This is a genomic window from Enterobacter cloacae complex sp. AR_0002 (assembly GCF_001922365.1).
Taxonomy (GTDB): domain Bacteria; phylum Pseudomonadota; class Gammaproteobacteria; order Enterobacterales; family Enterobacteriaceae; genus Enterobacter; species Enterobacter hormaechei_C.
On the sequence record NZ_CP018814.1, the window covers coordinates 27,893 to 53,717 of the forward strand.

The following is a 25,825-nucleotide window of genomic DNA, read 5'->3' on the forward strand; positions in this document are numbered from 1 at the left end:
CAATGATTGCATAGCTTCATGATTTTGCCACAAAGCTAATCTATTGACATGCAAAAAGAACCAAAAGCATTTGCTTAACATGCTAATTATTAAGGTGTAAATAATTCGATGGCGGTAATAACTTTCTAATTCTTTGCCTGTTATCTCAAAAAGTAGCCTATGTGTAACCTATTGCTGCATCATGTGAGCACGTGATTCGATTGACTTCTAGTTGAACTGAATCTCAGAATTTTGACATACTCAGTAACATTTTTCTAAAAATGTTGTATCTTTAATTCTATAAGAAAAATCTCTAAATGGAATAAGTTTCTTTCCGTTATTATTTCTTTGGAAGGTAATGACAATGTGGGAAAAGGTGTTACAAAAAGATCAGTTTTCTGAATGGGTTATCCGAAACACCCTCTACTGGATGACTCCTGTAACTTCATGGAAACTTGAAGAAAATATATCCTCCTGGATTATCTTCTTTGAGACAAGTAGTCCTGAATGTGAGTTTGAATTTGGAAGGCTGTTAAACGATTTTAGCCTCCGTGAGAAACTTCATCATCAAACCGGTCAATTGCGTGATGCCATTGTCAGCAAGGTTCTCCGAAGCATAGATGACAGGCTTGCATAATGAGACTGATGCCTTTCAACTTCGACAGGATGCCTGACGACCGCGTTTTCATCAGCAACCTCGCTGGCTTTCATCATTTTTTAGGTGAGAAGGAATTTCTCGATCTGGTAAACGGTCATGTCAGTCAAGAACAGTCCTCATCGCTTGAAAGTAAACTTTTCATTTGCGGAGATGAATCTTCCTCCGTTACCCCTTATGCACTAAGTTCGGCTTTTGCCAAACGACTCATTAATGAACTCGCGGTCAGGCCAATCTTCATGATTGTACCTACTCTTCGTTGCGATCATACTTGCAAATATTGTCAGGTCAGCAGGGCATCGGTCACCGCTGATGGTTATGATCTCAACCCTAAACTGATACCGCAAATTGTTAGCACCATAAAGAAACTGGGTACTCCTCCCTACAAGATAGAAGTACAGGGCGGTGAACCACTTCTCAGGTTCGATCTTGTCCAGTCAATCTATCACGAGTGCGAGATTTCATTGGGTAGTGATACTTTCGAAATGGTGATTGCTACAAGTCTGTCATTACTTGATGAAAGCATCCTCTCATGGGTTAAAGAGCGGAATATAACCTTCTCTGTCTCGCTTGATGGGAATGAAGCCGTTCATAACAAGAATCGTATTCTTACTGACTTTCAGGCTCACAACAAAGCAGTAACAGGTATTCGGAAAATCACAGAAGAACTTGGGGAAAACCGGGTAGCAACTGTCACGACTGTTACTAAGGAACTGACAAAGGAGCCGGCTTCCATAGTAGATGCTCATCTGTCTCTGGGACTTACAGACATGTTTATCAGGCCTGTTAGTCCTTATGGGTTTGCTCAGAAGCAGAGCTTTACTTTTTCAATGCCAGAGTATTTTGATTTTTATAAAGAGTTAATGCAGGAAGTGTTGCTTCAGAATGAAAAGAGAATACCTGTCATTGAGCACTCGGCTGCTATCCATCTTAAGCGAATTTTCAATCCGGGTTTCAGTGGTTATGCAGATCTAAAATCGCCAAGCGGAGTCGTGCTGAACTGCATCCTGTTTAATTATGACGGTAAAGTCTACGGTAGTGATGAAAGTCGTATGCTTCAGAAAGTAAACCCGGAAGCAGATTTTAGTGCAGGAGAGTTTGCCTCACTCTCATTCAGTAGCAACGAATACTACCGTTCCGCTCTCTCATCTTCATTTAACTTCGCCATGCCAGGTTGTGACACATGTGCATACCAGCCTTTCTGTGGAGCAGATCCTTGCCAGAACATTAGTGTTCATGGCGAACCTGTTGGTGACAAGAGTCGGTCAACTTTCTGCCAGTATCACAAAGGCATGTTCCGCTTCCTGCTGAATGAAATCTCTCAGGATGGACCGATGGCTGAAATGCTCAAAAGGTGGGCTTATGTCTGAAGTGCTGAGAAACGATATTTTCCGGTTTTCATCAGACTTGCCGGTTCAACAAGGTTTCTATCGCCTGTGCAAATTTAAGCCCGAAAATCCTCAATTCTTTCTGCCAAATTTACTGGTCAGTAAAACTCAACCCGATATACCACTACCTGCATATTTTGCAGACTTCGTTGTGAGCACTGATCTTTTCAATTCCATAGAAGATGGTGATATAGGGATTATTAACAACGGCAACATGCTTAGGGTGATTTTGTCACGGAGAGCGAACCATAACACTGTTCTGGTAACTGAAAGGTGCAACAACAGTTGCCTTTTTTGTTCGCAACCCCCTAAGACAGGAAACGATGACTGGCTTCTTAACCAGTCAGCACTTGCCATCGCCTCTTTCTCACTGAATGGTATAGTCGGAGTGAGTGGGGGAGAACCTCTACTGTATGGCGAAGATTTCCTGCACTTTCTTGACTTCGTAATCGAAAACTCGCCTGAGACAGCTTTGCATGTCTTGACCAATGGGCGGAAGTTCGCAGATGTTAGTTTTACTCAACAGATGAAAGAGCGAAGCGAAAAGCTCAAAATAACTTTCGGTATTCCGCTTTATTCTTCAAGGTCGTCAGTTCATGACTATCTGGTTGGAAGCGAGGGGGCATTTGATGAGACAGTTAGGGGGCTTATCAATGCCGGTAACTCAGGGATCAACATTGAGTTAAGAATCATTCCGACACTGGCTAACTATATGGAATTGGACAAAATCATAGAGTTCGCTGGTCGTGTGTTCTCCAATATCAACCAGATTTCTCTTATGGGGCTAGAATCTATTGGCTGGGCACGTAAAAACTGGTCATCAATTTTTATTGAGCATGATAGCTATAGTGAGAAAATTCTTTCTGCCATAGGCACAGCACAAAGGTCAGGCATCCCTCTAACAATCTTCAATTACCCATTGTGTCATCTTCCTGAAAGAGCTTGGGGATTTGCTACTCAGTCAATTTCTGACTGGAAAAATTACTATCCCAAAGAATGTGATGAATGTACCCAGAAGTCTTCCTGTGCTGGTTATTTCAGTTCATCAAAAGGCCGTTTTCATCAACCACCGAGACCAATTTTATGAAAAAATTTAATTTCGCTGCTCTGCTTCCGGGATTTTTAGCACTCAATAATTCTGTATGGGCAAGTGATTCCTCCACTGGAGCAAGTGATTTGCCCGGCATGACTCTTAATGAGCATGATTTAGTCATAGCTCCACTTAACACGGAAGTACCTTTCTACATTGCAGGACACCGTAGTCATAGCTCCCATCGGAGCCATAGTTCCCATAGATCTTCGTCTGGTGGTGGATACTATGGTGGAAGTTCGACTCCTTATTATCCTAAATCTTATGGCTCATCCACGTCCAACAGTGGTTCTGAATCTCCTTCCTCATCAAGCAGAGCATTGTCTTCCGGCTCAACGAACTCAACATCCTCAGCAAATACTCGATCTCAAATTGGGAGTTTATCTGCCGATTCGGAGAAGAGAAAAAGATTGATCATGCGTGTTCAGTTTGCCCTTTTTGATAAGGGGTATTACGACGGTATTATTGATGGTGTCATGGGGCCTGCGACAAGGGCATCAATCAAAAGTTATCGTCAGAGTGCGGGCCTGCCTTTACCAAAAAATGAAACTTTAGATGCACAATTACTTAATGCGTTGGGGGTTTTAGCCCGATAGTACTACATACTAAGTGGAGGATGAAGAATGAAGGCAAGATTTTCAATTTACCTCGCTAAAGATATTAAAACTGGAACTGATCAGGTATTGAATTTAGAAAGGGTAAAGCCTCCTATTCGTCTGGATATCACAGATACAGACTCTTATTTGTATATTAAAGAAGAAACCGAGCCACAAATTCCTGAATGGGCATCTATCTTTTTTGCGATTAAACCCGATATTCCTAATAATGCTTTTGGGAAAAACAGTAGTACCGGTGCGGTATTATCAGTTAAGTACAAAGGATATCATTTTTTGATGCCATTTGGCACTGGTCATCACTTAATAAATGACATGTATATCATTCAGGGTTTTGGTCTAAAAGTTACATTGAACTCGATTGGGAAAGATCGAATTAGAAGTGTAGATAAAAGTAACCATAATGAAACCAGTCTATTGACTAGGAATCAAAGTTCTAAAGAAGTAAGTATCTATAATTTGAAAATAGACTCGGAATTGGATTTTTTGACAACTTTAACAGGAGTATGTACTGAAGAGTTATTGGGGGATAAGGTTACAGGAAGGGATGCCTTAGTTCTGACACCAGATTTTGAATTAAATAAATTTTCGAGTATTCTTCATACAATTATAGATTTGTATAATAAACCATTGCCAAATGAATTTGAGTGGGTAAATAACATTAAACAAGCGGATCAAGAAGAAATACAAATCCTTGATATGATTTTAGAGGAACGATTAATTCATAAGGATCTAGAAGGTATTTGGTTGGGGGAACCAGAAATCGTTGATTGGGAAAAACAGATTGGATATTGTTTCCATCGAGGAAGCAGAAGTCCAATATACACGACATTATTTATTAGTAATTTACTTGAGCATATGGCTAAGCGAGAACTAAATATAGAAAATCTAAAAAGGCAAAAAATATTTTCCATTAATGAGCAATATGAAACTATATCTACTTGGTCTGCATATCGCTGTATTTATGCTGAAATCAATGATGGGCGGAGTGATTATGTATTGAGAAATGGAGTATGGTATAAAGCAAATAGGGATTTTATTGACAGTATCAATAATGAAATAGCGAAAATTGAAGATTATCAAAATTCTGCTTTACTTCCAATTTATAAATTTGACTATGAAGCTGATTATCTGATTATCTGATTATCTGATTATCTGATTATCTGATTATCTGATTATCTGATTATCTGATTATCTGATTATCTGATTATCTGATTATCTGATTATCTGATTATCTGATTATCTGATTATCTGATTGATGTTTGTCAACAGAATAATGATTTCACGCTTATGGATCAGAAGTTCATTCACCATGGCGGTCAATATAGCAAAGTTGAATATTGCGATTTAATGAAAGGTCCAACCACCCTAATACATGTTAAATATTATACCGGTTCGCAGAGTATGAGCCATTTATTTTCCCAAGCCTATATTAGTGCTGAACTACTCATAGGTGATAATATTTTTAGGCAAAAGTTAAATGATAAACTCAGCGATTCGTTAAAGTTTGCAGATCCCAATTTAAGACCAGTTGCAAAGGATTTTAATATTATTTTTGCAATCGCGACGAAAAACAAAATTCCTCACGGGTTACCTATATTCTCAAAAATTAATCTCAAAAATTTTTATAAGTCTCTATCTAATTTTGGGTTTAATGTGAGTATTTGTAAAATCGACATAGACGATAACATTTATAAGAAAAAGTTGCAAAAACCAAACTAACTTGTGGAAATTTTGAACGCTATATTAGTGTGGCAAAGAGTACTAATCGTAGATTTTCTTTACAAAATTTTTTATGAGAAGTAGTGTCTATTAAATTTCCTTTTTAATGGTTTTCTCATCCAAAGAATTTATGCTTGAAATTCTTTTTAATTCATTTAGATAATCAATCTCATTTTCTAAAAACCAATGAAGCACCTTAGGATTGCCAAGTAATTTATTAATATATGACTGAATTATAACGAATTTCAACATATTTGATCCATACTCGTTTTGTAGTTTTTTAGTCTCTTCTGATGTAGTTGCCATCTCCTGTTCAAGACGAAATATATTTTTTCTGATGTCTCGTTTATATGAAACGTTTTTTCCTTTATTGACTATCAGTGATGCTGGTGTTGCATCTAAAATGCTCATTGCAAATTTTTTACTATAATTATCAAAATTTATCATTGTACCGACTGCTTCAATTTGGCGAACTGGTTTCATCTTCCTCAAAACATCAAATGTCGCTTTAGGGATTGGCTTGTCGGAAAGTTTTGATATTACGCTTGGATCTATGCCATTCATAACATTAGCTTTATCTTTTATAGACTCAATTGATATACCCAAAGCTGCACTCAGTTTTTCCATTGATACTTTAGCAAGTGACTTGATTATCATTCTATGTTCTTCAACAACATTAATATGATTCACTTGTTTGTTGGGAGTGAAAGCATCATTAATACTTGAAAGTATGCAAGGGGCTTTTTCTATGCCTAAGTCTTTTAGAGCTTCAACTCTTAAATGGCCATCAAGTATCTTAGTGACATCATTTTCTTTATCATAAAACACTATTACTGGCTCAATAATACCTAAGCTTTCAATAGACGTAACTATTTGATGATATTTATGGCTTCGTTTCACATTTTCAAGCAATTCCTTAGAAGGAGTTAGCTTGTTAGTATCTAAATAAATGGAATTATCACCAAATCGTAGCTTAATCATTGTGATACCTCTTTATTTAATGGATTTATGATTTGCGATGGTAGTTCCGAGAGGTTCTCTTGCTCAAGTAGGTTTTGAAAGCTTTTATTCATCATTATTATATTAAAAATTTCGTTTACTATTAAAAGATTAGTTTTTACAAACTTAGAGTGTTTACATACAGTTTTATGTTCAGCGATGCTATTCTCATATAGAGAGATTAATTCTTCTGCAGACATTTTTTTTGCAGGCTTATGATAAAAAAAACCGCCTGATTTTGTTCCTTTATTGCCAGTTTCTCGCTGATTTAGTATATGTTTTATTTTTATAATATCCCTGCTTTTTATTATCTTTTTATCGTATGCATCAGTAAGAAGATTTTGTGCTTCTTCGGTTTCACATCTTGCGAATTCAACTGCGAGATACAATGGTAAATTACCTCTTTCAACAGCAGAAAGTAGTTTATGCTCTCCTTTATCAAGAAGCATGTTTATACTATTTACCCAGTTCGAAGAATAGCCAGTAATCTCGCTGATTTCAGAATCGGATAGCCCTCTGATTTTCATATCTTTTATAATCTGAAGTAACTCATTAGAACGTGGTCTCCTCCTGGCAATATTTTCAACTAAACTCATAACATAAGCATCTTCCTCTGAAACATCTCTTATAATTGCGGGAATCGTTGTTTCACCTAATGCAACGAGGGCCTCTATTCTTCCTTGACCGCAAATCAAGGCATAATTGAAATCATTTTCATGAATCGCTCTTACACTAATCGGCTTGCTTAAGCCTCTTTTTTTTATACTTTCTTTTATTTCATCATGCACTCCTTTATTCCTGGTTCGTGGGTTAAGTATTTTTATTTTTTTAATTTCAATGTGGATTATTGGAACATCATTAGTTTTAGGCTGCATATACATCCCTCAAGTCGATACGATAAATAATTTGTAGAAACTTGTCTAAGTTATCAAATCTATATAGTTCTAGTCGGAGATTGTTTTTTTCCGACATTACCATTTTACTAAATTCGTTATCAATTTTTGGTATAATATAGAAATCACGAGGTGATTCATTTTGTGAATCCATTCGTATAACGATAGTTATGTCTGCTTTCAATGAATTATCAAATCTCACTTTCCATCTTAGCTTACCAGATTTCATATGTTTGCATTTTGTTATAATTACAGAAATTATTGTCTCTTCATTAATACATAACATTGGTGCATATTTATGTGAGTCTACACAACAGTTGTTTTTCTCAATACTATTTTTGAAATCTTCAATTACATCAGAATAGAATGCTCTTAGTGCTTCATTTATTTTTAGATAACTATAATCATGCTCTGGCTTATAGCCAATTAAAGTATATGCTCTTAAAAGGCCACCAAAGCGGGTTCTATAAACAGATGATGAAGGACCTGTATCGTCTTCATCAATAATAAATCCTGATAGTTTCCCATTAGTTTTTAATTTTTGCTTAAGCTTTTCTAAAAGATCTTCATTTGATAAATGTATTGACCTAAGCTGGATTATTTCCTGTGCTTTATTAAATTTTTTCTTTGAAATAATAGGCTTAAATGCTTTATCGCATCTAACCCATTCATGTTTAGGGTTTTTAATGGATTTACTTTTAAGTTTGGATGAGGTTTTATTATATATATTATTGCCTATATACTTTTCATTAGTCAATATTTGGTGTATTTTCCCACGTGTCCAGTATGAACCGTTTTCTGCTGATATATTTTGCTCATTTAATTTTTCAGCAATGATAAACTCTGGCACATGATGATCTATAAAAAGATGATAGATTTTGTTTACAATTTGTATTTCACTTTTAGGGCCAGGGATTAATATAACCCTATCTGTTTGGATGCTCTTTCTTTTTCTAAAACTTAAGATTTCCTTAGCTATGTCATTTTCATCCACTAAAAGTCTTCTAAGTCCATAACCTGCCATACCTCCCTGATGATAACCACGCTTTATTAAATTTACTTGCCCTATAAAAACCTTCTCGGATAGATTTCTGCTATGATAGGCTGCACTTGATCTTTTTATATTCAATATGACAGATGATTCTAAGGGAAAATCCTTAGTAGGTATAGGTTCAGAGCAATATATAAGATCTACACCATTTTTCTCAAAAAGAAATGAGTAATAAGCAGCTTCATCACTATTTTGAAAACGACCAAAACGACTGACATCATAAAATAATACAGCTTGTATATTTATTTTTTTCTGTTCCACATCACTAAGTAGCTGCTGCAAAGAATGCCTCCCTACGATGCTCACCCCGCTCTTACCTGCGTCATCATATGTATAAGCGATCTCCATATTATTCTTTTCAGCATAATCTTTTATGTATTCGGACTGATTATGTAAAGAATACTGCTGATGGTCAGTTGACATCCTCAAGTACTGCGCAACTCTAACCTTATGATTTTTATCATTTTCGCCAGTCATGCACTAAACCTCATGGATGATTCAATACAATGTAGAGGATAAAATTGATCAATTTTTAACCAAATTCAACTCTTTTATCATCGATTAGAGCGAATTTGGTAAATCTTATAGGTGTATGATAATCGAGAAGAGATGTGAATTATTTAGCTGATATGACCTACAGCTTTCGTTATGTGGACTCAAGGTCCCCATTTGTAAATGGCTATGCTTAGTCCACATAGGTTAATGGTGTGATTATTAATTCTTTAACTAAATCAAGATAGTTAACCCATCATGGGAGAGTTATGCGGCAATAACTTTGCATTTTTGAGACGAAACATAGTCACTCCACCATTGCATGAGAACCACCCGTTCAGTGAGATACTCTGCACGATTGTAGGCTGCAATTATTTCATCTTTCTTCGAGTGGGCAAGGGCGGCTTCTAAGACATCAGTTCTAAACTTGCCGGACTCCTCAGCAGCCGTTCTAGCAATGGATCGCATACCGTGAGCTACAAGCTCACCTCCGAAGCCCATACGGATTATGGCCGCATTGGCTGTTTGTTCATGCATGTGATTGAGTGGAGCTTTGATACTGGGGAAAACCCACTCTCTACGCCCGCTGATGGCTTTCATTGAATCCAAGACTCGCAAAGCTTCTTTACTTAGTGGAACTTTATGAGGCTTCTTCATTTTCATGAACTCCGCCGGGATGTTCCACATTGAGTTGTCAGTATCTATATCGGCCCATCTGGTGCGAACAGCCTCACCAGGACGAACCCAAGTTAGTAACTGCCATTCAATCAGCAATCGTGTCTCCATACGGACTGAGGCGTTGTTTAACACTGTAAGGAAGCGGGGGAGTTCGGTTGGGGGCAGGGCTGGCATGTTCTGTTTCTTCGGCTTACTAAATCTCTGGGCAAGATTGTCAGCCGGATTGAATTCTATAAGTTCTTCTGTTGCTGCATAGCGGAAAATTTCATTCAGGCGGGATATGATGCGGCGAAGTGTTTCAAGGACACCTCGTTTTTCTATGGGGTCTAAATGCTGTTTAAGCATTTTAGGGCGAATCTCCTTAATGGGGGTATCACCCAACGTTGGAAAGATATTTCTTTCTAGGCTTCGCCAGATGTCGTTAGCATGATCCTGGGAGATGCCTGACGTTTTGACTTTCTCATCAAGCCATTTCTTGGCTACTGCTTGAAATGTATGTTCCGTTGCATCTTTTAGGGCATTGGCTTTCTGGGTGTTATGAACTTGTGGGTCTATACCATTTTCAAGCAACGACAAGTATTCATCACGTAAAGCTCGTGCCTTAGCAAGTGTAAGATGAGGATAGGTTCCTAAGCTCACCTTAGTTCGCTTTTTGGTCACAGGCACTGCATATCTAAAATACCAATTTTTCTTCCCTCCCTTCGCCAGGGGAGCGATTCGCAGGAGCAAACCATCGCCGTCAAAAAGGTTAACCTTTTTCTCGGCAGGTTTGGTGCTTTTGATTTCAGTGTCAGTGAGCTTCTTAGCGATTTTTGCCATTTGGGACCCTCGATTTTTGGACCCTTCTTAGTGGGTCCTATTCAGGGTGCCATAACTCGTAGTTCTCAGCAATTCTCACTGGACGACAATAGACGTAAAAAAGCCCGCAGAGCTTGTGCTGTGCGGGCTTAGTAGACTTCATTGTACTTCAAACAACTAAAAAGTGGTGGAGCTGGCGGGAGTTGAACTCGCGTCCGAAATGTGTTTAACTCATTGAAAATAAAGAATTCTCTTGCTGTTATATACCTCAAGTGCATTTTACGTGCATATTGAGGTCTGGCTAACGTCATGATTCTGTCCAACATTTTGAAATATTTCCCCCGCTACAGCGCGGCTGAAATCGCGGTTTTACCGTCATATTCAGCCAGGTATTTACCGTAGTTGCGGAATATCATTTCCGGCCCTTTGTGGCCCATCTGTCCGGCAAGCCAGAAGAGGTTAACGCCCTGGCTAATATGCTTGGTGGCGAATGTGTGCCGCGTCTGGTACGGGTTACGATAGCGTACGCCAGCTTTTTTCAGGGTCGGCACCCATGCTTTTTTACGGATAGCGTCGGCGTTCGCCCAGGGTTCTCCCGTTTTCGGGTCGCTGAATATGAACTCACTTTTCATAAAGGTGTATTGCTTCTGCGCCTGCAGGGCCGCCAGCGCCTCACTGTTCAGCTCCACCTTACGGGTACCGGCTTTTGTCTTGGTGCCTTTAAGTACCCCTACGACACTGGCCGCCTGAACGTGGGCTGTGTTCGCGATGGTGTCGAGATCAAGCCAGCGCAGCGCGCACAGTTCGGAGCTCCGCAGACCGGTATTGAAAGCAAAGCGGAACAGGTTTTCCCATTCCGGGTACCTGCAGCTCTGGTAAATGGCGAGGGTTTCCGCTGGCGTGAACGGGTCAACCTCGTAATCGTCGGCGCTCGGGCTGCTGTCGATCACGTGGTACCGGCTGGCGCTGACAAGGGTTACCGGGTTAATGGTCAGCAGGCCATCCGTAACAGCTTCATCGATGGCGCTGCGCAGAAACGAAAGGTTATTCCTGGTCGTTTTCAGCTTTGTTTTCCGGCTGGCTATCCAGTTTTTAAGGACCGCTGGCGTCAGTTCTGACACGTGGAGTTTATGCAGAGCTGAAAGCGCCGACAGGCATTTTTCATAACCGTTGATAGTCGACGGGGACAGGTTGCGGTTCTGGCAGATTTTCAGGTACTCGTCCAGATAAGACTTTATGTTTTTGGTTTTCTTCACTACCCCGAACAGCTCCAGTTTTTTGGAGGTGGGGAAGTATTTCGCATAATCGAATGTGCCGCCGGCGATCTGGTTCTGTATCTCCCCTAGCAGGCGCTCGGCATACTTCACGCCGCGCGCGTTTGCTTCCATTCTGGAAAGGGGCTCCCGGCAGAGAACCCCCTTGTAGGTGAATGTGATCACCAGGGTATCGCCAGTTTTATGCTGGCGAATGGTTACTCCTCTTGGGAGAGATAATGATCCTTGTTCTTTCTTGCCCACTTTGAAACCTCCGTTAAGTCTATCCAGCGTTCTTTAACGCCATCGACTTTTAATACATGGACACCCTCTTTCCATAACCCCCTTTGTATCCGTTTGTTAACGGCTTCAACTGTTTCTCCGGCGTCCCGGCAGTAGGTTGAAAGTGGTACGCAATCAAGACTCATGACCGACCTCCCGCCCAAATGCCTGGGCATTTTCCAGTTCATTTGCCGCATAGATAAGTGCGTTGTGGTGCGCTCTAAAACCGCCATCAAGTTCGCTGGCCGCTCTCTTGCGCAAAAAATCGATTGCAGCCTGATAGTCTTCACTATCTGGCAGATCTCCCACGACCATCAGCATGTTTTCCGGGTCGACAGGGATGGTGGTGTGCCCCAGCTGTTTGGCCTCCGTTGCCAGACGGGTCCAACGCTTAATAATTTCTGAAACTGGCTTATTCATGGAGCGCCTCGCTACCTCACCAAAAATTTATATTCAATCAGCGCGCCGATAACGGTGGCCGCCAGCAGCATGGAAACAATGATGCTGAAAATGAAGGGCTTCATCATTTCACCCCTACTGGTTTTATGGCCTGCAGTGCATCAACCTCTTTAACGAATCGGTCATGCATCGCGTCCCATTTCTCACACCATTTCTCCATTTCTCGCTTGCACGCCAGGATGCGACGCAGACGGCGAACACAACGCTGGTGGGCGGCCAGATACTCAGCCTTTGTTTCCCCGTCTCGCCATACCTCCCTGTCATCGCGATCAATACGCACCCGCGGGTGACGCTGTGGAAAACCTGAACGCTCAAAAGCCTCGGTAGTCATGAAGAAAGCCAGATAGCGGATCGCCGTATCTTGCGTGAAGCATTTTTTGATACGACCGTGACGTACTGCTACGAACAGTGGGCCAACTGGCGTATCGTGTTTCTGTAATGCCAGGTCAATCATGCTTACGGTGCGTTTATCGTTCATTTCCGGTCCTTAACTTTGCTGTATCGTTCGTGACTCATTACTTCCCAGTTCTTTCCGCCATCGCGGGAGAGTAGCCTCCAGCGGTGATTAACCTTGAGGCTCAAATTACCGGAGCCATGCATACGGCAGGGGTGAATGCGCCTTGCTCTGAACTGGCTTAAAACGTGTGCTGCTTTGAGGTGAACCCACTCAGGAATTCGTATCGCTGTAAGTGCCATCAGATCCCCCCATTTCATGACCCTCCGTTTTCGGAGCCTCCACTTTTTGTTTTTTGACGAACTCAACCAGCTCAGAAATGAGCTCGTCGATTAACTCCTTCCCGCTATCCGTAAGGAATTCACCGCTGCCATTAACATCAACAGCGCTGCTGTAAATTCCCTTGATAGCTTTTACGCCTTCGACATTCCCGTACTCGCTGATCGCAAGCCTTTCGAATTTTCTCAATAATCCATCGAGAAGAATCTCTGTTAACTCGACCGTGTTAATGCCGCCTTTATTGAGCTTAATAACAAGGCAGTTACTGCCTGTTTTACGCTGGTGGCGTAATAACGCTGCTTTTAAAATTCGGCGTCGATATGTCTCGATTAATTTATCCATTGCGCTTTTCCTCCTCCAAACCCATAACTATTTCCTCTTCTTTTTCGGTCCATCCATGAATCTCAGCGGCGAGGTCATAAACCAGAGCGCATATTGTTTTAAGTTGAAATCTGTCTAACTTGTCGTGACATTCAAATAATGTTTGCGTCAAGCCTGACAACTTCTCCGCTTTGATATTCACTTCCTGAATATCCTGTCTTTTTAAAACACCCATAATTAACGACCATATGCTTTTTTAAGATAAAGACGAGCGATTACCTCGTAACCGCAGGCCGCATAAAGGCATGCTGTTCTATATGCCGATTTATCAATGATGAAAGTCATACAAAGCGCCTCATTGTCATTGAGGCAATAACCCGGCCATGCACCTGCATATCGCTCTGCTCGTCGACATCAAGCGTAAAAGTCTCGTAATGGTGGTTGTCAGAAATTATCACCAGAGAACCGTCCGGCATTGGCTCAACACGCTTAACGAATACGCATGGTCGTCCGAAAACATCACGGGTAAAAACATAAATACCCGGCTCTGAGACCTTTCCGCCACAGTCAGCGAAAGCGATCAGTTCGCATGGCTGGATGGTTGGTTGCATGGAATCCCCACCCATCTGGCAAGTCATAATTTCCCCAGGCGTGTACTTACCTTTCTCATCAACAAATAATTCACGAGGATAAGCGACTGGTTTATTTATTGGATTAAGTAAATTATGCATTTTCATTTCCTCAGGGTGAGTTTTTCCCCACCCTAAAAGGTGTTAATTTTGATTAATTGAGTTGGTTAATTAATTGGTTGGTTAGCTAACAGAAAACATTTTTTTAATATCAGGATGGTCATCTATGATTTTTTTAGCATCATCACATGCTTCTTCATAAGACTTGAAGAAATCAACCAGAACAAAATAATTATCTACACGTTCGTAGATAGCGAATTCCAAACCATCAATAAAAGTTGTGTTAAATTCGTAATCAAAATCATTCTGATGAGGCTGTGCAGCTCGTAAATAAATCCAGTGTGAATTTGCTGCTTTAAGCTTGGCGTGGATATCAAATGCCTGGCTCGCTGGGTTTGGTTGGGAGGTTGTATTCATCTCATTGGCTCCGTTGTTTGCCGATGAAATGAGAATACTTAAGTATTAATTGGAGGTCAATGGTATTAATACAAAAAGAATAATAGATTTCTTATGTATTTGTTATTGAAGATTATTTTAGTAATAAAAAAGCCGACACTATGGTCGGCTTGGTGCTTTTTTGGTAGCAGATCAGAAGATTGTTGATACCCAAAACAGCCTTCCTAAAACCTCAAGACTATCCATGTCTACTTCTTCGTCAGGGTATTCATCAGAGTTGTAGCTTCTGATTGTTACCTTATCTGGCCCAGATCTGTAGAGGATTTTTAACCTTTTCCATCCACCTTGGTTGATGCCGTAAATTTTACCATCCACGATACGCTTGTCATGGCAGTTTATGGCAACAGTTGAGCCATCAGCGATCACTGGCTCCATGCTATTCCCGTGTGCAGCAAAGCATAGAACGCCATCACCATCACTATTAGCTCCCACCTTTCGCAATGTTGCTTTGGAAAACCTAAGTTTTTTGCCATTGTAATCATCATTAAGAGCGCTGCCATCTCCACATGCGAACTCGATATCCTTCAAGTAAGGCACCTCTACCTCATCATCCTCAAGCGGCGTTTGCTTATCCCATGGATCTATACCAAACATCCTTTGTTCTGGAGTTTTTGCGGGCCCCATGGTGCCTTCACCAGTGCTTAACCATATTGGATCTACATCCAACGCTTTGGCTATATCCACGATTTTTCCGCTGGACTGAGCTTTTCCTGAGGTTAGTTTTTGTATGGCCCCCTGGCTTACCCCAACCCTATGCGCTAATTGACTTTGTGTAGCCCCGGCATGAGCCATCGCCAGCCTTAGTCTTTCTGCAAGTGTGTTCATCTAAGTATCTCCGATTTCTGTGCATATTTAATACCACAGGATTAACCATGGCAAGCGGATAATACTTGATTAATTATTCCTTTGGTATTATTTTATATCTTTAATATTAATACTAAGGGCTTTGTTATGACTGATGAGGTTTTTGAATCCCCAATGGCGAAAGCCGTGTACGTTGCTGGTGGGCAAAGTTCGCTTGCTAAAAAGGTTGGCGTTACGCAAGGAGCGGTCTGGAAGTGGGTCAGGGGGATCAAGAAAGTTTCTCCTGTCCATGCAGTGGCAGTCTCAAACGCAGTTAATGGAGTTGTTAAGCCTCATGAACTGCGTCCTGATTTGCCGACTCTTTTCCCGCACCCGGGCAATGAGGTGTGACATGTCACGGCATTATTGCGTCAGCGAACCTTTACTGGTGGCTGAATTCAGTAACGAAAATGAGTTGGCGGGTGTCGCATGAGCATGGAACTGATGGTTAAAGCAATGAAGGTCAAGGTGGGAAATCCACTGCGTAAGCTCGTGCTACTGAAACTTGCAGATAACGCTAGTGACCATGGCGAGTGCTGGCCGAGCTATCAACACATCGCTGATCAGTGCGAAATCAGTAAGCGATCTGTGATGATTCACATTGATGCTTTATGTGAATGCGGCCTGGTAAAAAAAGAACTTCGCCCAGGTCCAAAAGGTAACTCAAGTAATGTATATCGCCTTGATTTCAGTAGTGCAGGAGATTCACTAGGGGGTAGTGCAAATCGTTCACTACCTGGTGCAGCAGATTCACCCCGTAGTGCAGGAGATTCACTAGGGGGTAGTGCAGGAGCTGCACCCAGAATCAGTCACTCTTTTGAACCAGTCAATGAATCAGTCATAGAACCTAAATATAACGGTTCATCTGATAACCATTCTGAAAATCGCTCTTCCAAAGAGAACTATTCCAACGAGTTCGAGCAGGCATGGCAGGCATACCCTAAACGTGCTGGCGGTAATTCTAAAGCTGCCGCCTGGAAAGCCTGGAAAGCTCGAATCAAAGACGGTGTTAACACTGAGGCAATGCTGGCTGGTGTAAACCGTTATGCAGGTTATGTCCGTGCTACAGGTAGCGCCGGAACGCAGTACGTGAAACAGGCGGCGACGTTCTTTGGACCCGATCGGCATTTCGAAGAGCCATGGCAGGCGCCATCTGGTGCGGTAAGCGGTAGACCTGGTGGGCTGCCGGTTTCTGGGTTTAGTGAACAAGACTATGGCCAATCAGACTGCAACTGGTAAGCAGGAGAAATCACAATGCTGAGTATTAAACAACGCGAAGAAAGGGAAGCTCTGGTGGCAAAGCGCGAAGGGCTTCGTGAAGAACTGGCGTTTGCTGTGGAACATAAAAAACCGTGGCAGTGGGGAAGCTGGGAGTCGGGCGAAGTCCATGCTGCCGCTTGTGAAAAACATGGTGGTTATCAGCGCATTTCCCTCACTGGGAAAGCCTATCGTGGCGTTGAAAATGTTAAGCATTCCCAGTGCCCGGAGTGTGTGAAAGAGGAGCTTGCCGGCATTGAATCTAATCTGCATGCATTACGAGTAGCCGACCTGTTGGACAATGCCGGGATCGCGCGACGCTTTGAAACATGTGAATTCGATAACTACCAGGCCATCAACCAGGATGCCGCTAAAAATCTCTCTTCCTGTCGGCGTTACGCCAGCAGCTGGCCTGAGCGACTGAATGCCGGAACTGGGCTTGTTATGACCGGCAACTGCGGCACCGGCAAAAACCACCTGGCAGTGTCTATGGCAAAGAGCATCATCCGCGATCACCTTGCGAATGTGGAAATCACCGATGTCATGCGTCTCACCCGATCCGTGAAAAGCACATGGCGCCACAATGCTGAAATGACCGAGGAAGATGTCATTGAGCGCTTCGCTTCATTGGATCTGCTGATTATCGACGAAGTGGGCGTTCAGTTCGGAAGCCCGACAGAAATGACCATCCTGCAGGAAATCATCAATGCCCGGTACGAAAGCATTTTGCCAACAATCCTGATCAGCAATCTCACATTCGACCAGTTGAAAGAGACGATTGGTGAGCGAATCGTGGACCGGGTTACAGATGGTGGCCGCAACCGTCTGGCATTTGGCTGGGGAAGTTTCCGTGCCATCGCGTCAGGAGTTGTAGCATGACTCCTGTCTGGAAAAATGAAGATCTGGAAGGTGCGGTGATCGGCGCAATTTTTCTGCGTGGAGCCGACCCTGAGGTACTGGATATTCTATCCAGGGTGCCGGCCACTGCTTTCTCGGTACCGCAGTATCGGGAAATATATACTGGGATCTGCCGTCAGGCGCGTGGAGCTGGCGTTATTGACCCTGTACTGCTCTGCGAAAACATGCCAAAGCACAGCGCAATCATTATGGATTCGAGCCGTATCGCATGGGCCAAGTCGGCGCTTGTGTCATACGTTGCCACGCTTGAGCGTAATGCAGCTGTTCGTGATGCCGAAGCTGTGATTGAAAGGGCGCTGGCTGATCTCCGGAGTGCTCACAATGGTGATGCGGCTTTATCGGCATTCAGGGCTGCACAGAACAGCATTGCCGCAATTTCTCTCGAAGAAAAGACCGTTCAGCCAGTTCATATCGACGACATTCTTCCTGCTGTAGTGGATCGGGTAGATGCACGCAACCGCGGCCTCGAAGAAGCCAGAAGCCTCATGACGGGCATTGAAGAGCTTGATGCAAAGACTGGAGGCATTGAACCAACAGACCTGGTGTTTATCGCTGCGAGGCCGTCGATGGGTAAAACTGAATTGGCGCTGGATATCATCGACAAAGTTTCTGAGCAGGGCCGCGGTGTGCTGTTCTTCAGCATGGAAATGCCAAATATCCAGATCGGTGAGCGAATGGTATCTGCTGCGGGTGGTATGTCGGTTTCACGCCTGAAAAGAGCTGCTGATTTTGATGATGAAGACTGGGCGAGGCTGACTGATGGTGTCGGTCGACTTACAGGGCGCAGTATCTGGATGGTTGATTCTACAGATCTGACAGTGGATCAGATCCAGCAGATATCTACCCGCCTGCAAATGGCGCATCCAGAGATAGCTTTGGTGGTAGTGGACTACCTGGCACTCATCAAAATTGAAAGCACTGCGCGATATGACCTTGCTGTCGGTGAGGTCTCAAAAGGACTTAAGCGCCTGGCTAAATCTAATAAAACGCCGGTGCTTGCCCTGAGCCAGCTTTCCCGTGGCGTTGAGTCGCGTCCCAACAAGCGTCCGATGAACTCAGACCTCAAAAATTCGGGTGAGATTGAAGCGGATGCTGATCTGATCATGATGCTTTACCGAGATGAAGTTTATAACCCTAAGTCGCCAGCGAAGGGGATTGCGGAAATTAACGTGACTAAACAGCGCAACGGTGAGCTGGGCACGATCTATCGTCGATTCTATAACGGGCACTTCCTGCCAATTGACCAGGAGTTAGCAAAACAACGTTCCGCGCCGCAGCAGAAAGCCCATACCAGACGTTACTCAAAAGAAAGGCATTCCAGCAATGCAGACTATTAAAAACATCAAAGCAGCGGGGGCAACCTTATGAAGTTGGAAGCATCACTCAAACATTTCAGCCCTCAGGGAATGAACATCAGCGACGACGTGAAAGGAACCTCTCCGGACCGCCTTACAGGAACAGATGTAATGGCGGCAATTGGCACCACCAGCAGCCGTGCGCGCTTCGGACTGGCGGCGTTCTTCGGTAAAGCGGGAATCAGCAAAACGGATGAACAGCTCGCAGTTCAGGCGCTGGCGCGATATGCGATGGATGTCGCACCGAAGAATGTTCGCAAAGCAGCTGGTGGGCAGTTCGGATGGTGTATGCAGATGCTGGCACAATTTGCCTTTGCTGATTACTCCCGTTCGGCGGCTACCAGCGTGACATGTCACAGTTGCAGCGGTACCGGGTTTATCTCCGGGAATGAGGATGTGGTTAAACATCCTGGTATTTTCGACGCCGACGGTGCCGAAGTGGTGGCCCCGAAGATTAAAAATGAGCTGGTGAAAAGGGTTTGCGAAACCTGCGGAGGGAAAAAGGTAATCCTTGCGCGGTGCAGATGCGGCGGTAAAGGTGAAGTGCTGGATCGCAAAGCGACCAAAGAACGTGGCGCACCGGTTTTCAAAACCTGTGAACGTTGCTCTGGTAATGGCTTCTCTGCTATCTCCTCGGCGACGGTACACCGTGCCATTCTGAAGCGTCTCCCGGACCTCCATCAGTCCTCATGGTCACGCAACTGGAAACCCTTTTATGAAATGCTGGTGGACACGCTGCGCCAGTGGGAGCGTCACGCGGCAGTAGAATTCGAGAAGGCAACAACTTATTAATATGATCGGAGCAAATAGCGACTCTTTTTTGCACGTTAGTGTTGACTTTGCATAAAACTGTCCTGTATGCTTCTGATTATGGAGTATATCGCCTATAGATAATTCACTCCGAAAAGCCCGCCACGTTGCGGGTTTTTATTTTCATGAAATCGATGCTATATCTAACTGACCCGCACTTGTTTGGTTAGTTTTATGAAAATAAAAATCTCATATGCAGTTTTCATAATTACGATTTTAGGCACGATTGGAATGATATTGTTTCCTCCATTCCAAGCGTTCCAATATTTCCCTCGCGGCACCTACGCAGCCTTTCAGGGCTATTTTTGGATTTTTTATGTTCCACATATCTATGAGTTAACTCTAAAAAGCCTAACCTTCCCGTATGTTTTGAAGGTGGATTTGGTTCGGCTAATATTGCAGATCATTGCCTGGTGGCTAATGATGCTACTGCTCTCTGTGCGTAGACGTTAATTATTCAATTAAAAATCTTAGGCTACCTCCGGGTGGCCTTTTTTGTTTCCCCTCGTTCTGAGAGGACTCATGACGATGATGTATTGACCGCTAGAATGGATTAGTCGTAACTTATTATTGTGGTGAATCCTTTCTAAGCGAAAGGGCGTTCCAGTCAACTGCTATCTGCAGGTATGCGCGCGGCTTTGCTGACTGGGGTAGAGTCACCGGGAGGCACCCGGCACCACGATAACAATAATATCGAATTGATAATTCCTTGAGAGCCTGCTTTAAACAGCAGGTTTTTTTTGCTCGTTTCCCGAAGTTACGGCTACGCTAAAGAAGAAGGGGATATATCCGCTGGCAGGTGGTTCTCCTGAACCATCAGTGAATCGGCCTCGATACCCGGACGTCACTACCTGTCTTTCGGATGATCTCCTTTCTACCTTCTTGTGATAATCATCACTTTAGCCTGCTCTCGCGAGCGGGCTTTTTTTATTCCCCTCAAATTTCCTGAGAGGGATCACAGCAATAAGAGGGGGCTTAATGTCCGATCCATTAACCGGCACCGGCGCTGTTCTCGGCGGCGGCCTGCTGGGTTCAGTCCTGTACGGCGTCTTTACTCATACAGATTTTGGTGTGGTGTTCGGGGCGTTTGGTGGTGCGGTGTTCTACGTCGCGACAGCCACAAACCTGTCCCGCGCCCGACTGGCAGCATATTTCCTGACGTCGTTTATCGTTGGGGTGCTTGGGGCGGGACTTATTGGCTCACTGCTAAATGCAGCTTCGCACTATGAAAAACCGCTGGATGCACTGGGTGCAGTGATTCTGTCTGCCCTGTGTATAAAAATCCTCACTTATCTTAACAACCAGGACCTGAACAACGTGTTCAAGTTTTTCTCGCGGCTACGTGGGGGAGGGGGAAATGGTAATTGACCCGTCAGCAGTCTTTAATGCGTTTATTTGTGCGGCCATCGTCATCGTGCTGATGTTTTACCAGCGACATGGCGCCCGGCATCGCCCCTTTATTTCTGTCCTGGCGTATATAACCGTGCTGGTTTACGCCGCGATCCCCTTGCAGTTCATCTTCGGCCTTTATCGTGATTCCAGCTGGCTGGTGGTGGTCGCAAACATTCTTATCTTCGCCGCCATCCTGAAGGTTCGTGGAAATATGGCGCGGCTGGTTGATCGTCTGAGGCACTAATGAACCAAACACAATTTCAGAGGGCGGCTGGTATCAGCGCCGGGTTAGCTGCGCGCTGGTTTCCACATATCGACGCCGCTATGAAGGAATACGGCATCACCGCACCGCTCGATCAGGCGATGTTTATTGCCCAGATGGGGCATGAAAGCACCAGATTTACCCGGCTGGTGGAGAGCCTGAATTACGCGGTTGAAAACCTGGTACCGACGTTTGGTAGCCACCGCATCACACAACAGCAGGCCGCCGCACTTGGCAGAACGGCAACGCAACCGGCAAACCAGAAAGCGATCGCTAATCTGGTATACGGTGGTGAGTGGGGAAAAGAACACTTGGGCAATCAGGTTGCCGGTGATGGCTGGAAATATCGCGGTCGCGGGCTAAAACAGGTTACCGGCCTGAGTAACTATCGCAGTTGTGGCCACGCGTTGAAACTGGACCTTGTTACCCACCCGGACCTGCTTGAACAGGATGAATACGCCGCGCGCTCAGCTGCATGGTTCTATTCGTCTCGCGGTTGCCTGCTTCATTCCGGTGACGTTGAGCGCGTGACATTGCTTATCAATGGGGGCAGAAACGGGCTGGATAAACGCCGCGCGCTGTTTAATCTGGCGAAATCAGTTCTGGTGTGAGGTGAATGTGGGTATCGAGACAATAATCGGGCTGGTCGCGTTGGTGATTTCAGCTATAGCTGGAGCTTTTGGCATGGGCCATATTCGCGGCACCAGCAAAGCGGAAGCGAAAGCCGACCAGCAGCGCACTGAAGATAACGCAGCGGCAACGGTCACAGCAGCAGAACGCCGGGTTGAAGCAACGAAAGAGGCCAGCAATGTACAGCAGACTGTTAACCATATGCCTGGCGATGATGTTGATCGTGAGCTGCGCACAAACTGGACCCGTAAAGGTTGAGGTTGTAGACACGGCTTGCGACTGGGTTAAACCCATCTACGGAACGGATCACGACTGGGATGTTCTGGACCGCCAGACTAAGAAAGATATCCTGGCGCATAACAAAGCGTGGCAAAAGAACTGTCCGAAAACACAACAAGCGAGTTCTAAATTATATCATCCTCATTAATGGATATGACGAACATTCTCTGAGTAAAAGGATAGTAATCACAGCAGATGCATAGTTATGATCCACTGTGACGCTGCAAATTAAATTGATATGTTATCTAGTTCATCATAGGCTTCAATAATAAGAGGCCTGATTTTGCTAAGGCACAATTCAATGAAAGGAATTACTTCATAATCATTTCCATGAAATCTTATTTTTTTCTCTTCGGTAATTACTATGTTTAATGGGATTCCATTGCCACTTCTTTGCAAATTTCCATTTTTAAAAGTGAAATCTTCTAGTTTCTGCCCATTAACGTAATTGTTTTGTAGAAGGATGTTTGCATTACTTCCTGCTTTAATTAAACCAAAACCATCCACGCTGATACTGAGATCTTTAACGGAATTATCTTCTCTTAAAGGAATTGGTTGTCTGTGTTTAACTTCATTTGTAAGGTTACACATCATTTCCAGCCATTTCTCACCAGTGTGGTAGTCCTGTATGGAAGTAAATACTTTGTATAGCGGAGATGAATTCGGCGGGTTTACTTTTAAAATTTTGATAAAAAAATTATCAACAAAGGTTTTTTTTCCGTAAGGGAAGTATATATTTGGGCGTTTGTCCGCAGGACTAGCGTCATTATATTTATCGTAGGTGTCATTCGCGAGATACTCTAAGGAACTTCGCAAGTTTTCCAGGATGGCTTTGACTTTTACAGACTTGATGTTCTGTGTTTGTTTCATGATATCAAGATTTTCTTCAACTTCTTGCAATAGGTCCAACGAACCTTCTCTAGACATACTGGCTTTTCCTCTTATCGTTTTTCAACATGTTATATCTAACAATGTTTTTGTTACATACCCCATTGTTCAAAATGTGAGACTAGTAATGCAAGTTACTATTGATGGTGTCCCGTATGCACCCGCCTGCGCAATTGCATCGCGGATCGGCATTGCGATTACAACCCACAACCGGGCGGACGTTTTAAAGCGTGCTATTGAGCAGCACCAGAAGCATCTGCCAGCTGGGGCGCTGGTGGTGGTAGTCGTTGATGGTTCAAAACCTACCGCAGTAGTGCCTGACGGCGTGCAGCTGCTTCGCCATGAAACATCACTCGGCATTGTCGCTTCGAAGAATGCCAGTTTAACCGCGCTGATGGACGCCGGGTGTGAGCATCTATTCCTTTGGGACGATGACGCCTGGCCAATCGCAGATAACTGGCACCTGCCTTACATCGAATCCCCCGAGCCACACCTGGCTTACCAGTTTCTCGATCTGGCAGGGACGAATAAGCTGAACGATATGTCGGTTTTGTACCGGGATGATAAGCACATCGCTTACACCGGGCAGCGCGGCGTGATGCTGTATTACCACCGTAGCGCTATCGAGAAGGTTGGCGGTTTCGATCCGGTTTACGGTCGCGGCATGTACGAGCACAGCGACCTCGCCCTGCGCATCCATAACGCAGGACTGACTACGTGGGCTTACGCTGATGTCCTCGGTTCAGACAAGCTGATCCATTCTCTCGATGAGCATGAAGCCGTAGAGCGTTCGGTACCGCGCCCCGACAGACAGGCGCTGGTGGAACGTAACGTGAAGATACACAACGAACGACGTGATACCGGCTTTACCGGTTACGTTGAATACCGCCAGCAGCGTGACGTGGTAATCACAACGCTGCTCACCAGTCAGCCTGACCCGCAGCGCGGCACAAAAATGGCGGCCTCGCCTGACATGCTGAGCAAATGGGCGGCCTCGCTTCGCCAGTGTGGTCGTATAGCGCTGGTGGATGAATTACTGACGGCCCCGGCAGATGTTGAGCTGTATCTCGTACCTGACGTGAAGATGAATGTCTACTTCCGTCGCTGGCTGCACATCTGGCAGCACCTGCGAGAACACCCTGAATACCGGTTCGTCTGGTGTACCGATGGTACCGATGTCGAAATGCTTCGCGCGCCGTGGGAAGAAATGGAAGCCGGAAAGGTTTATGTCGGTTCAGAACCCAAGACTTACGCGGACAACTGGGCAAAGCAGAATCATCCAGAGCGTATCTATCAGGAGTTCATCGAAGCACACCGCAACGATGTGATGCTTAATGCTGGTCTCCTTGGTGGTACCCGCGCTGATGTGATGGCGTTCGCTCACAGCATTATCCGTCTTTACTACCGGATCGAGAGTTATCGTTTCTGGAAGAAAGAACAGGCTGGCGCTGCGGTGGGTGACATGCTTGCGTTTGGCATTGTCGCGAAATCTTTCGGCGATCGGATAGTAACCGGCCCTCGTATCCACACCGTGTTCAAGTCTGAAGGTGTTGGTAAGGAGTACGCATTTTGGAAACACAAGTGAAATTTGTTGTGGTTGGTCACCACTCACGAATAGATCCCGCACATCGTCTCGCCACGATGCTGGATGCTCATCTGCTGATTGATTACAGTAACCACGGCGCTAACTGGAATCATCGTCGCGCGCTTGAGTGGGCAGCAGAGCAAACATGCCGGGTGGTAGTGTTGGAAGACGACGCACTGCCAGTACATAGATTCACCGAAATGGTGACCGACTGGTTGGCGCGTTGCCCAGATGACCTTCTGAGCTTTTACCTTGGAACAGGTCGTCCTCCTCAGTACCAGATGCAAATAGCCGAACGGCTAATCATTGCTGATAAAGCTCGATATGAATTCATTTCGTTTCCTCGCCTAATTCATGGTGTGTGCTACAGCGTACCGCCTCATTGCATCAGCCGCGTGTTATCTCGATGGGATAGTAATAAGCCTGCCGATTTTGCCGTGGGTGATGCATGGGGCGGTTCAGTGGTCTATCCGTGTTACTCGCTGGTTGATCATGCAGATGGCGAACCGGTTGAGAGTCATCCTGATTCAGCGCCACGAACAGAACGCCGCCGGGCGTGGAGGTTAGCCTGATGCCTGCGTTAATACCGAGAGCATGCCGCAAGCGTGGCTGCCCTGGCACAACCACTGACCGCTCAGGCTATTGTCCCAAGCATCTTAACGAAGGCTGGCAGCAGCATCAGCGAGGCCAGAGCAGGCATCAGCGAGGTTATGGCAGTAAGTGGGACAGGCTGCGCCCAATCGTTCTCGACAGAGACAAACACCTTTGTCAGGAATGCCTGCGAAATGGAAGGTATACACCCGCTGAGACGGTGGACCACATCACCGCCAAAGCAAATGGGGGGACCGATGACCTTTACAACCTCGAAAGCCTCTGCAAGCCCTGCCACAGGGCGAAAACAGCGGTCGAAAGACTCAAATGAAATCAATTCTCATTTGAGTCGACCGATGGGGAGGGCGGGTTGAAAGTTCAGGAACGACGCGCCAAAGGACCGCCGCCTAACCTCTTTTCACATCGCCGCAGGTTAGAAAACTTTTTTTAGGGGTCCCCCACT

The 25,825-nt window shown here is 44.5% G+C and carries 30 protein-coding genes and 1 pseudogene; 17 read left to right on the top strand and 14 right to left on the bottom strand.

Annotated elements, in window-relative coordinates:
- The first annotated feature begins 343 nt into the window (after positions 1-343).
- From hxsD to AM329_RS00185, 5 genes and pseudogenes are all read left to right on the top strand, one after another.
- Positions 344-616 carry a His-Xaa-Ser system protein HxsD gene (gene hxsD / locus AM329_RS00165; protein ID WP_032609942.1) on the top strand — a complete coding sequence of 91 codons (273 nt, stop codon included), beginning with the start codon at positions 344-346 and terminating at the stop codon, positions 614-616.
- Entirely contained in the window at positions 616-2,004 is a 1,389-nt protein-coding gene (gene hxsB, locus AM329_RS00170) for a His-Xaa-Ser system radical SAM maturase HxsB (RefSeq protein WP_032609941.1), read from the top strand. Before hxsD ends, hxsB begins: the two co-directional genes overlap by 1 nt.
- Positions 1,997-3,109 (top strand): His-Xaa-Ser system radical SAM maturase HxsC, encoded by a 1,113-nt coding sequence (hxsC, locus tag AM329_RS00175; RefSeq protein ID WP_032609940.1) that lies wholly within the window; start codon positions 1,997-1,999, stop codon positions 3,107-3,109. The genes hxsB and hxsC overlap by 8 nt, the downstream gene beginning before the upstream one ends.
- Entirely contained in the window at positions 3,106-3,708 is a 603-nt protein-coding gene (hxsA, locus tag AM329_RS00180; protein ID WP_071886178.1) for a His-Xaa-Ser repeat protein HxsA, read from the top strand. Before hxsC ends, hxsA begins: the two co-directional genes overlap by 4 nt.
- 27 nt (positions 3,709-3,735) lie before the next feature.
- Positions 3,736-5,448, top strand: a pseudogene (locus tag AM329_RS00185) (TIGR04141 family sporadically distributed protein).
- A 90-nt stretch (positions 5,449-5,538) separates the two neighbouring features.
- On the opposite strand, the gene AM329_RS00195 reads toward AM329_RS00185, so the two are convergent.
- The 13 genes from AM329_RS00195 to AM329_RS00260 all read right to left on the bottom strand — a co-directional run bounded on the left by AM329_RS00195 (position 5,539) and on the right by AM329_RS00260 (position 15,377).
- Entirely contained in the window at positions 5,539-6,429 is an 891-nt protein-coding gene (locus AM329_RS00195; protein ID WP_032609936.1) for a plasmid partitioning protein RepB C-terminal domain-containing protein, read from the bottom strand.
- The gene (locus tag AM329_RS00200) at positions 6,426-7,322 is read right to left on the bottom strand and encodes a ParB/RepB/Spo0J family partition protein (protein ID WP_032609935.1); all 897 of its coding nucleotides are present in this window, start codon (positions 7,320-7,322) and stop codon (positions 6,426-6,428) included. The genes AM329_RS00195 and AM329_RS00200 overlap by 4 nt, the downstream gene beginning before the upstream one ends.
- Complete coding sequence (locus tag AM329_RS00205; protein ID WP_032609933.1) at positions 7,312-8,868, bottom strand: recombinase family protein; 1,557 nt, start codon at positions 8,866-8,868, stop codon at positions 7,312-7,314. Before AM329_RS00205 ends, AM329_RS00200 begins: the two co-directional genes overlap by 11 nt.
- A 282-nt stretch (positions 8,869-9,150) precedes the next feature.
- Positions 9,151-10,380 carry an integrase domain-containing protein gene (locus AM329_RS00210; protein WP_032609931.1) on the bottom strand — a complete coding sequence of 410 codons (1,230 nt, stop codon included), beginning with the start codon at positions 10,378-10,380 and terminating at the stop codon, positions 9,151-9,153.
- A 323-nt stretch (positions 10,381-10,703) separates the two neighbouring features.
- Positions 10,704-11,876 carry an Arm DNA-binding domain-containing protein gene (locus AM329_RS00215; RefSeq protein WP_032610629.1) on the bottom strand — a complete coding sequence of 391 codons (1,173 nt, stop codon included), beginning with the start codon at positions 11,874-11,876 and terminating at the stop codon, positions 10,704-10,706.
- Positions 11,831-12,040 (bottom strand): hypothetical protein, encoded by a 210-nt coding sequence (locus tag AM329_RS00220; protein WP_000050710.1) that lies wholly within the window; start codon positions 12,038-12,040, stop codon positions 11,831-11,833. The genes AM329_RS00215 and AM329_RS00220 overlap by 46 nt, the downstream gene beginning before the upstream one ends.
- Positions 12,030-12,314, bottom strand: coding sequence for a hypothetical protein (locus AM329_RS00225; RefSeq protein ID WP_032610627.1), 285 nt, complete (start codon positions 12,312-12,314; stop codon positions 12,030-12,032). Before AM329_RS00225 ends, AM329_RS00220 begins: the two co-directional genes overlap by 11 nt.
- Before the next feature lie 103 nt (positions 12,315-12,417).
- Entirely contained in the window at positions 12,418-12,831 is a 414-nt protein-coding gene (locus AM329_RS00230) for a hypothetical protein (RefSeq protein WP_032610626.1), read from the bottom strand.
- A gap of 189 nt (positions 12,832-13,020) precedes the next feature.
- Positions 13,021-13,428, bottom strand: coding sequence for a hypothetical protein (locus AM329_RS00240; RefSeq protein WP_023296234.1), 408 nt, complete (start codon positions 13,426-13,428; stop codon positions 13,021-13,023).
- The gene (locus AM329_RS00245) at positions 13,421-13,642 is read right to left on the bottom strand and encodes a hypothetical protein (RefSeq protein ID WP_032610625.1); all 222 of its coding nucleotides are present in this window, start codon (positions 13,640-13,642) and stop codon (positions 13,421-13,423) included. Before AM329_RS00245 ends, AM329_RS00240 begins: the two co-directional genes overlap by 8 nt.
- 106 nt (positions 13,643-13,748) lie before the next feature.
- Positions 13,749-14,138 (bottom strand): S24 family peptidase, encoded by a 390-nt coding sequence (locus tag AM329_RS00250; protein ID WP_032610624.1) that lies wholly within the window; start codon positions 14,136-14,138, stop codon positions 13,749-13,751.
- Positions 14,139-14,219: 81 nt separating this feature from the next.
- The gene (locus AM329_RS00255) at positions 14,220-14,513 is read right to left on the bottom strand and encodes a hypothetical protein (protein WP_032610623.1); all 294 of its coding nucleotides are present in this window, start codon (positions 14,511-14,513) and stop codon (positions 14,220-14,222) included.
- A gap of 171 nt (positions 14,514-14,684) precedes the next feature.
- A complete protein-coding gene (locus tag AM329_RS00260; RefSeq protein ID WP_023296237.1) occupies positions 14,685-15,377 on the bottom strand; it encodes a helix-turn-helix transcriptional regulator in 693 nt (230 codons plus the stop codon).
- 126 nt (positions 15,378-15,503) lie between these two features.
- Here AM329_RS00260 and AM329_RS00265 point away from each other — a divergent pair, with 126 nt between their 5' ends.
- The 9 genes from AM329_RS00265 to AM329_RS00310 all read left to right on the top strand — a co-directional run bounded on the left by AM329_RS00265 (position 15,504) and on the right by AM329_RS00310 (position 22,277).
- Positions 15,504-15,746, top strand: a complete 243-nt coding sequence (locus AM329_RS00265) for a YdaS family helix-turn-helix protein (protein WP_023296238.1) — start codon at positions 15,504-15,506, stop codon at positions 15,744-15,746.
- A 78-nt stretch (positions 15,747-15,824) separates the two neighbouring features.
- On the top strand, positions 15,825-16,634 hold the full coding sequence (locus tag AM329_RS00270) for a helix-turn-helix domain-containing protein (RefSeq protein WP_087920840.1): 810 nt from the start codon (positions 15,825-15,827) through the stop codon (positions 16,632-16,634).
- A 15-nt stretch (positions 16,635-16,649) separates the two neighbouring features.
- Positions 16,650-17,531 carry an ATP-binding protein gene (locus AM329_RS00275; protein WP_032610621.1) on the top strand — a complete coding sequence of 294 codons (882 nt, stop codon included), beginning with the start codon at positions 16,650-16,652 and terminating at the stop codon, positions 17,529-17,531.
- On the top strand, positions 17,528-18,907 hold the full coding sequence (locus AM329_RS00280; RefSeq protein ID WP_032610619.1) for a replicative DNA helicase: 1,380 nt from the start codon (positions 17,528-17,530) through the stop codon (positions 18,905-18,907). The genes AM329_RS00275 and AM329_RS00280 overlap by 4 nt, the downstream gene beginning before the upstream one ends.
- Positions 18,908-18,934: 27 nt before the next feature.
- The gene (locus AM329_RS00285) at positions 18,935-19,717 is read left to right on the top strand and encodes an antitermination protein (protein ID WP_032610617.1); all 783 of its coding nucleotides are present in this window, start codon (positions 18,935-18,937) and stop codon (positions 19,715-19,717) included.
- A 996-nt stretch (positions 19,718-20,713) separates the two neighbouring features.
- Complete coding sequence (locus AM329_RS00295) at positions 20,714-21,103, top strand: phage holin family protein (RefSeq protein ID WP_017384387.1); 390 nt, start codon at positions 20,714-20,716, stop codon at positions 21,101-21,103.
- Positions 21,093-21,371, top strand: coding sequence for a phage holin family protein (locus AM329_RS00300; protein ID WP_017384386.1), 279 nt, complete (start codon positions 21,093-21,095; stop codon positions 21,369-21,371). The genes AM329_RS00295 and AM329_RS00300 overlap by 11 nt, the downstream gene beginning before the upstream one ends.
- On the top strand, positions 21,371-22,000 hold the full coding sequence (locus AM329_RS00305) for a glycoside hydrolase family 19 protein (RefSeq protein WP_032610613.1): 630 nt from the start codon (positions 21,371-21,373) through the stop codon (positions 21,998-22,000). The genes AM329_RS00300 and AM329_RS00305 overlap by 1 nt, the downstream gene beginning before the upstream one ends.
- 7 nt (positions 22,001-22,007) lie before the next feature.
- Positions 22,008-22,277: a hypothetical protein gene (locus AM329_RS00310; protein WP_071886186.1), complete on the top strand. Its 270-nt coding sequence runs from the start codon at positions 22,008-22,010 to the stop codon at positions 22,275-22,277.
- Positions 22,278-22,526: 249 nt separating this feature from the next.
- Here the strand turns inward: AM329_RS00310 and AM329_RS00320 are convergent, their stop codons facing one another.
- Positions 22,527-23,225, bottom strand: a complete 699-nt coding sequence (locus AM329_RS00320; RefSeq protein WP_032610608.1) for a hypothetical protein — start codon at positions 23,223-23,225, stop codon at positions 22,527-22,529.
- Between the two features lie 88 nt (positions 23,226-23,313).
- On the opposite strand from AM329_RS00320, the gene AM329_RS00325 reads away from it, so the two are divergent.
- From AM329_RS00325 to AM329_RS00335, 3 genes are read left to right on the top strand one after another with little or no spacing between them, the layout of a single operon-like run.
- A complete protein-coding gene (locus AM329_RS00325) occupies positions 23,314-24,771 on the top strand; it encodes a glycosyltransferase family 2 protein (protein ID WP_032610607.1) in 1,458 nt (485 codons plus the stop codon).
- Positions 24,753-25,343: a hypothetical protein gene (locus tag AM329_RS00330; RefSeq protein ID WP_071886177.1), complete on the top strand. Its 591-nt coding sequence runs from the start codon at positions 24,753-24,755 to the stop codon at positions 25,341-25,343. The genes AM329_RS00325 and AM329_RS00330 overlap by 19 nt, the downstream gene beginning before the upstream one ends.
- On the top strand, positions 25,343-25,693 hold the full coding sequence (locus AM329_RS00335; RefSeq protein WP_032610606.1) for an HNH endonuclease: 351 nt from the start codon (positions 25,343-25,345) through the stop codon (positions 25,691-25,693). Before AM329_RS00330 ends, AM329_RS00335 begins: the two co-directional genes overlap by 1 nt.
- Positions 25,694-25,825: the final 132 nt, after the last annotated feature.

Bases quoted from the DNA above. Each gene is read 5' to 3' on its own strand.
- AM329_RS00195 (WP_032609936.1), bottom strand. From the start codon at position 6,429: ATGATTAAGCTACGATTTGGTGATAATTCCATTTATTTAGATACTAAC.
- AM329_RS00335 (WP_032610606.1), top strand. From the start codon at position 25,343: ATGCCTGCGTTAATACCGAGAGCATGCCGCAAGCGTGGCTGCCCTGGC.
- AM329_RS00250 (WP_032610624.1), bottom strand. From the start codon at position 14,138: ATGCATAATTTACTTAATCCAATAAATAAACCAGTCGCTTATCCTCGT.
- AM329_RS00230 (WP_032610626.1), bottom strand. From the start codon at position 12,831: ATGAACGATAAACGCACCGTAAGCATGATTGACCTGGCATTACAGAAA.
- AM329_RS00275 (WP_032610621.1), top strand. From the start codon at position 16,650: ATGCTGAGTATTAAACAACGCGAAGAAAGGGAAGCTCTGGTGGCAAAG.
- AM329_RS00325 (WP_032610607.1), top strand. From the start codon at position 23,314: ATGCAAGTTACTATTGATGGTGTCCCGTATGCACCCGCCTGCGCAATT.
- hxsA (WP_071886178.1), top strand. From the start codon at position 3,106: ATGAAAAAATTTAATTTCGCTGCTCTGCTTCCGGGATTTTTAGCACTC.
- AM329_RS00280 (WP_032610619.1), top strand. From the start codon at position 17,528: ATGACTCCTGTCTGGAAAAATGAAGATCTGGAAGGTGCGGTGATCGGC.
- AM329_RS00260 (WP_023296237.1), bottom strand. From the start codon at position 15,377: ATGAACACACTTGCAGAAAGACTAAGGCTGGCGATGGCTCATGCCGGG.
- hxsD (WP_032609942.1), top strand. From the start codon at position 344: ATGTGGGAAAAGGTGTTACAAAAAGATCAGTTTTCTGAATGGGTTATC.
- AM329_RS00265 (WP_023296238.1), top strand. From the start codon at position 15,504: ATGACTGATGAGGTTTTTGAATCCCCAATGGCGAAAGCCGTGTACGTT.
- AM329_RS00255 (WP_032610623.1), bottom strand. From the start codon at position 14,513: ATGAATACAACCTCCCAACCAAACCCAGCGAGCCAGGCATTTGATATC.
- AM329_RS00220 (WP_000050710.1), bottom strand. From the start codon at position 12,040: ATGAGTCTTGATTGCGTACCACTTTCAACCTACTGCCGGGACGCCGGA.
- AM329_RS00295 (WP_017384387.1), top strand. From the start codon at position 20,714: ATGTCCGATCCATTAACCGGCACCGGCGCTGTTCTCGGCGGCGGCCTG.
- AM329_RS00285 (WP_032610617.1), top strand. From the start codon at position 18,935: ATGAAGTTGGAAGCATCACTCAAACATTTCAGCCCTCAGGGAATGAAC.
- AM329_RS00210 (WP_032609931.1), bottom strand. From the start codon at position 10,380: ATGGCAAAAATCGCTAAGAAGCTCACTGACACTGAAATCAAAAGCACC.
- AM329_RS00205 (WP_032609933.1), bottom strand. From the start codon at position 8,868: ATGACTGGCGAAAATGATAAAAATCATAAGGTTAGAGTTGCGCAGTAC.
- hxsB (WP_032609941.1), top strand. From the start codon at position 616: ATGAGACTGATGCCTTTCAACTTCGACAGGATGCCTGACGACCGCGTT.
- AM329_RS00200 (WP_032609935.1), bottom strand. From the start codon at position 7,322: ATGCAGCCTAAAACTAATGATGTTCCAATAATCCACATTGAAATTAAA.
- AM329_RS00270 (WP_087920840.1), top strand. From the start codon at position 15,825: ATGAGCATGGAACTGATGGTTAAAGCAATGAAGGTCAAGGTGGGAAAT.
- AM329_RS00240 (WP_023296234.1), bottom strand. From the start codon at position 13,428: ATGGATAAATTAATCGAGACATATCGACGCCGAATTTTAAAAGCAGCG.
- AM329_RS00225 (WP_032610627.1), bottom strand. From the start codon at position 12,314: ATGAATAAGCCAGTTTCAGAAATTATTAAGCGTTGGACCCGTCTGGCA.
- AM329_RS00245 (WP_032610625.1), bottom strand. From the start codon at position 13,642: ATGGGTGTTTTAAAAAGACAGGATATTCAGGAAGTGAATATCAAAGCG.
- hxsC (WP_032609940.1), top strand. From the start codon at position 1,997: ATGTCTGAAGTGCTGAGAAACGATATTTTCCGGTTTTCATCAGACTTG.
- AM329_RS00300 (WP_017384386.1), top strand. From the start codon at position 21,093: ATGGTAATTGACCCGTCAGCAGTCTTTAATGCGTTTATTTGTGCGGCC.
- AM329_RS00320 (WP_032610608.1), bottom strand. From the start codon at position 23,225: ATGTCTAGAGAAGGTTCGTTGGACCTATTGCAAGAAGTTGAAGAAAAT.
- AM329_RS00305 (WP_032610613.1), top strand. From the start codon at position 21,371: ATGAACCAAACACAATTTCAGAGGGCGGCTGGTATCAGCGCCGGGTTA.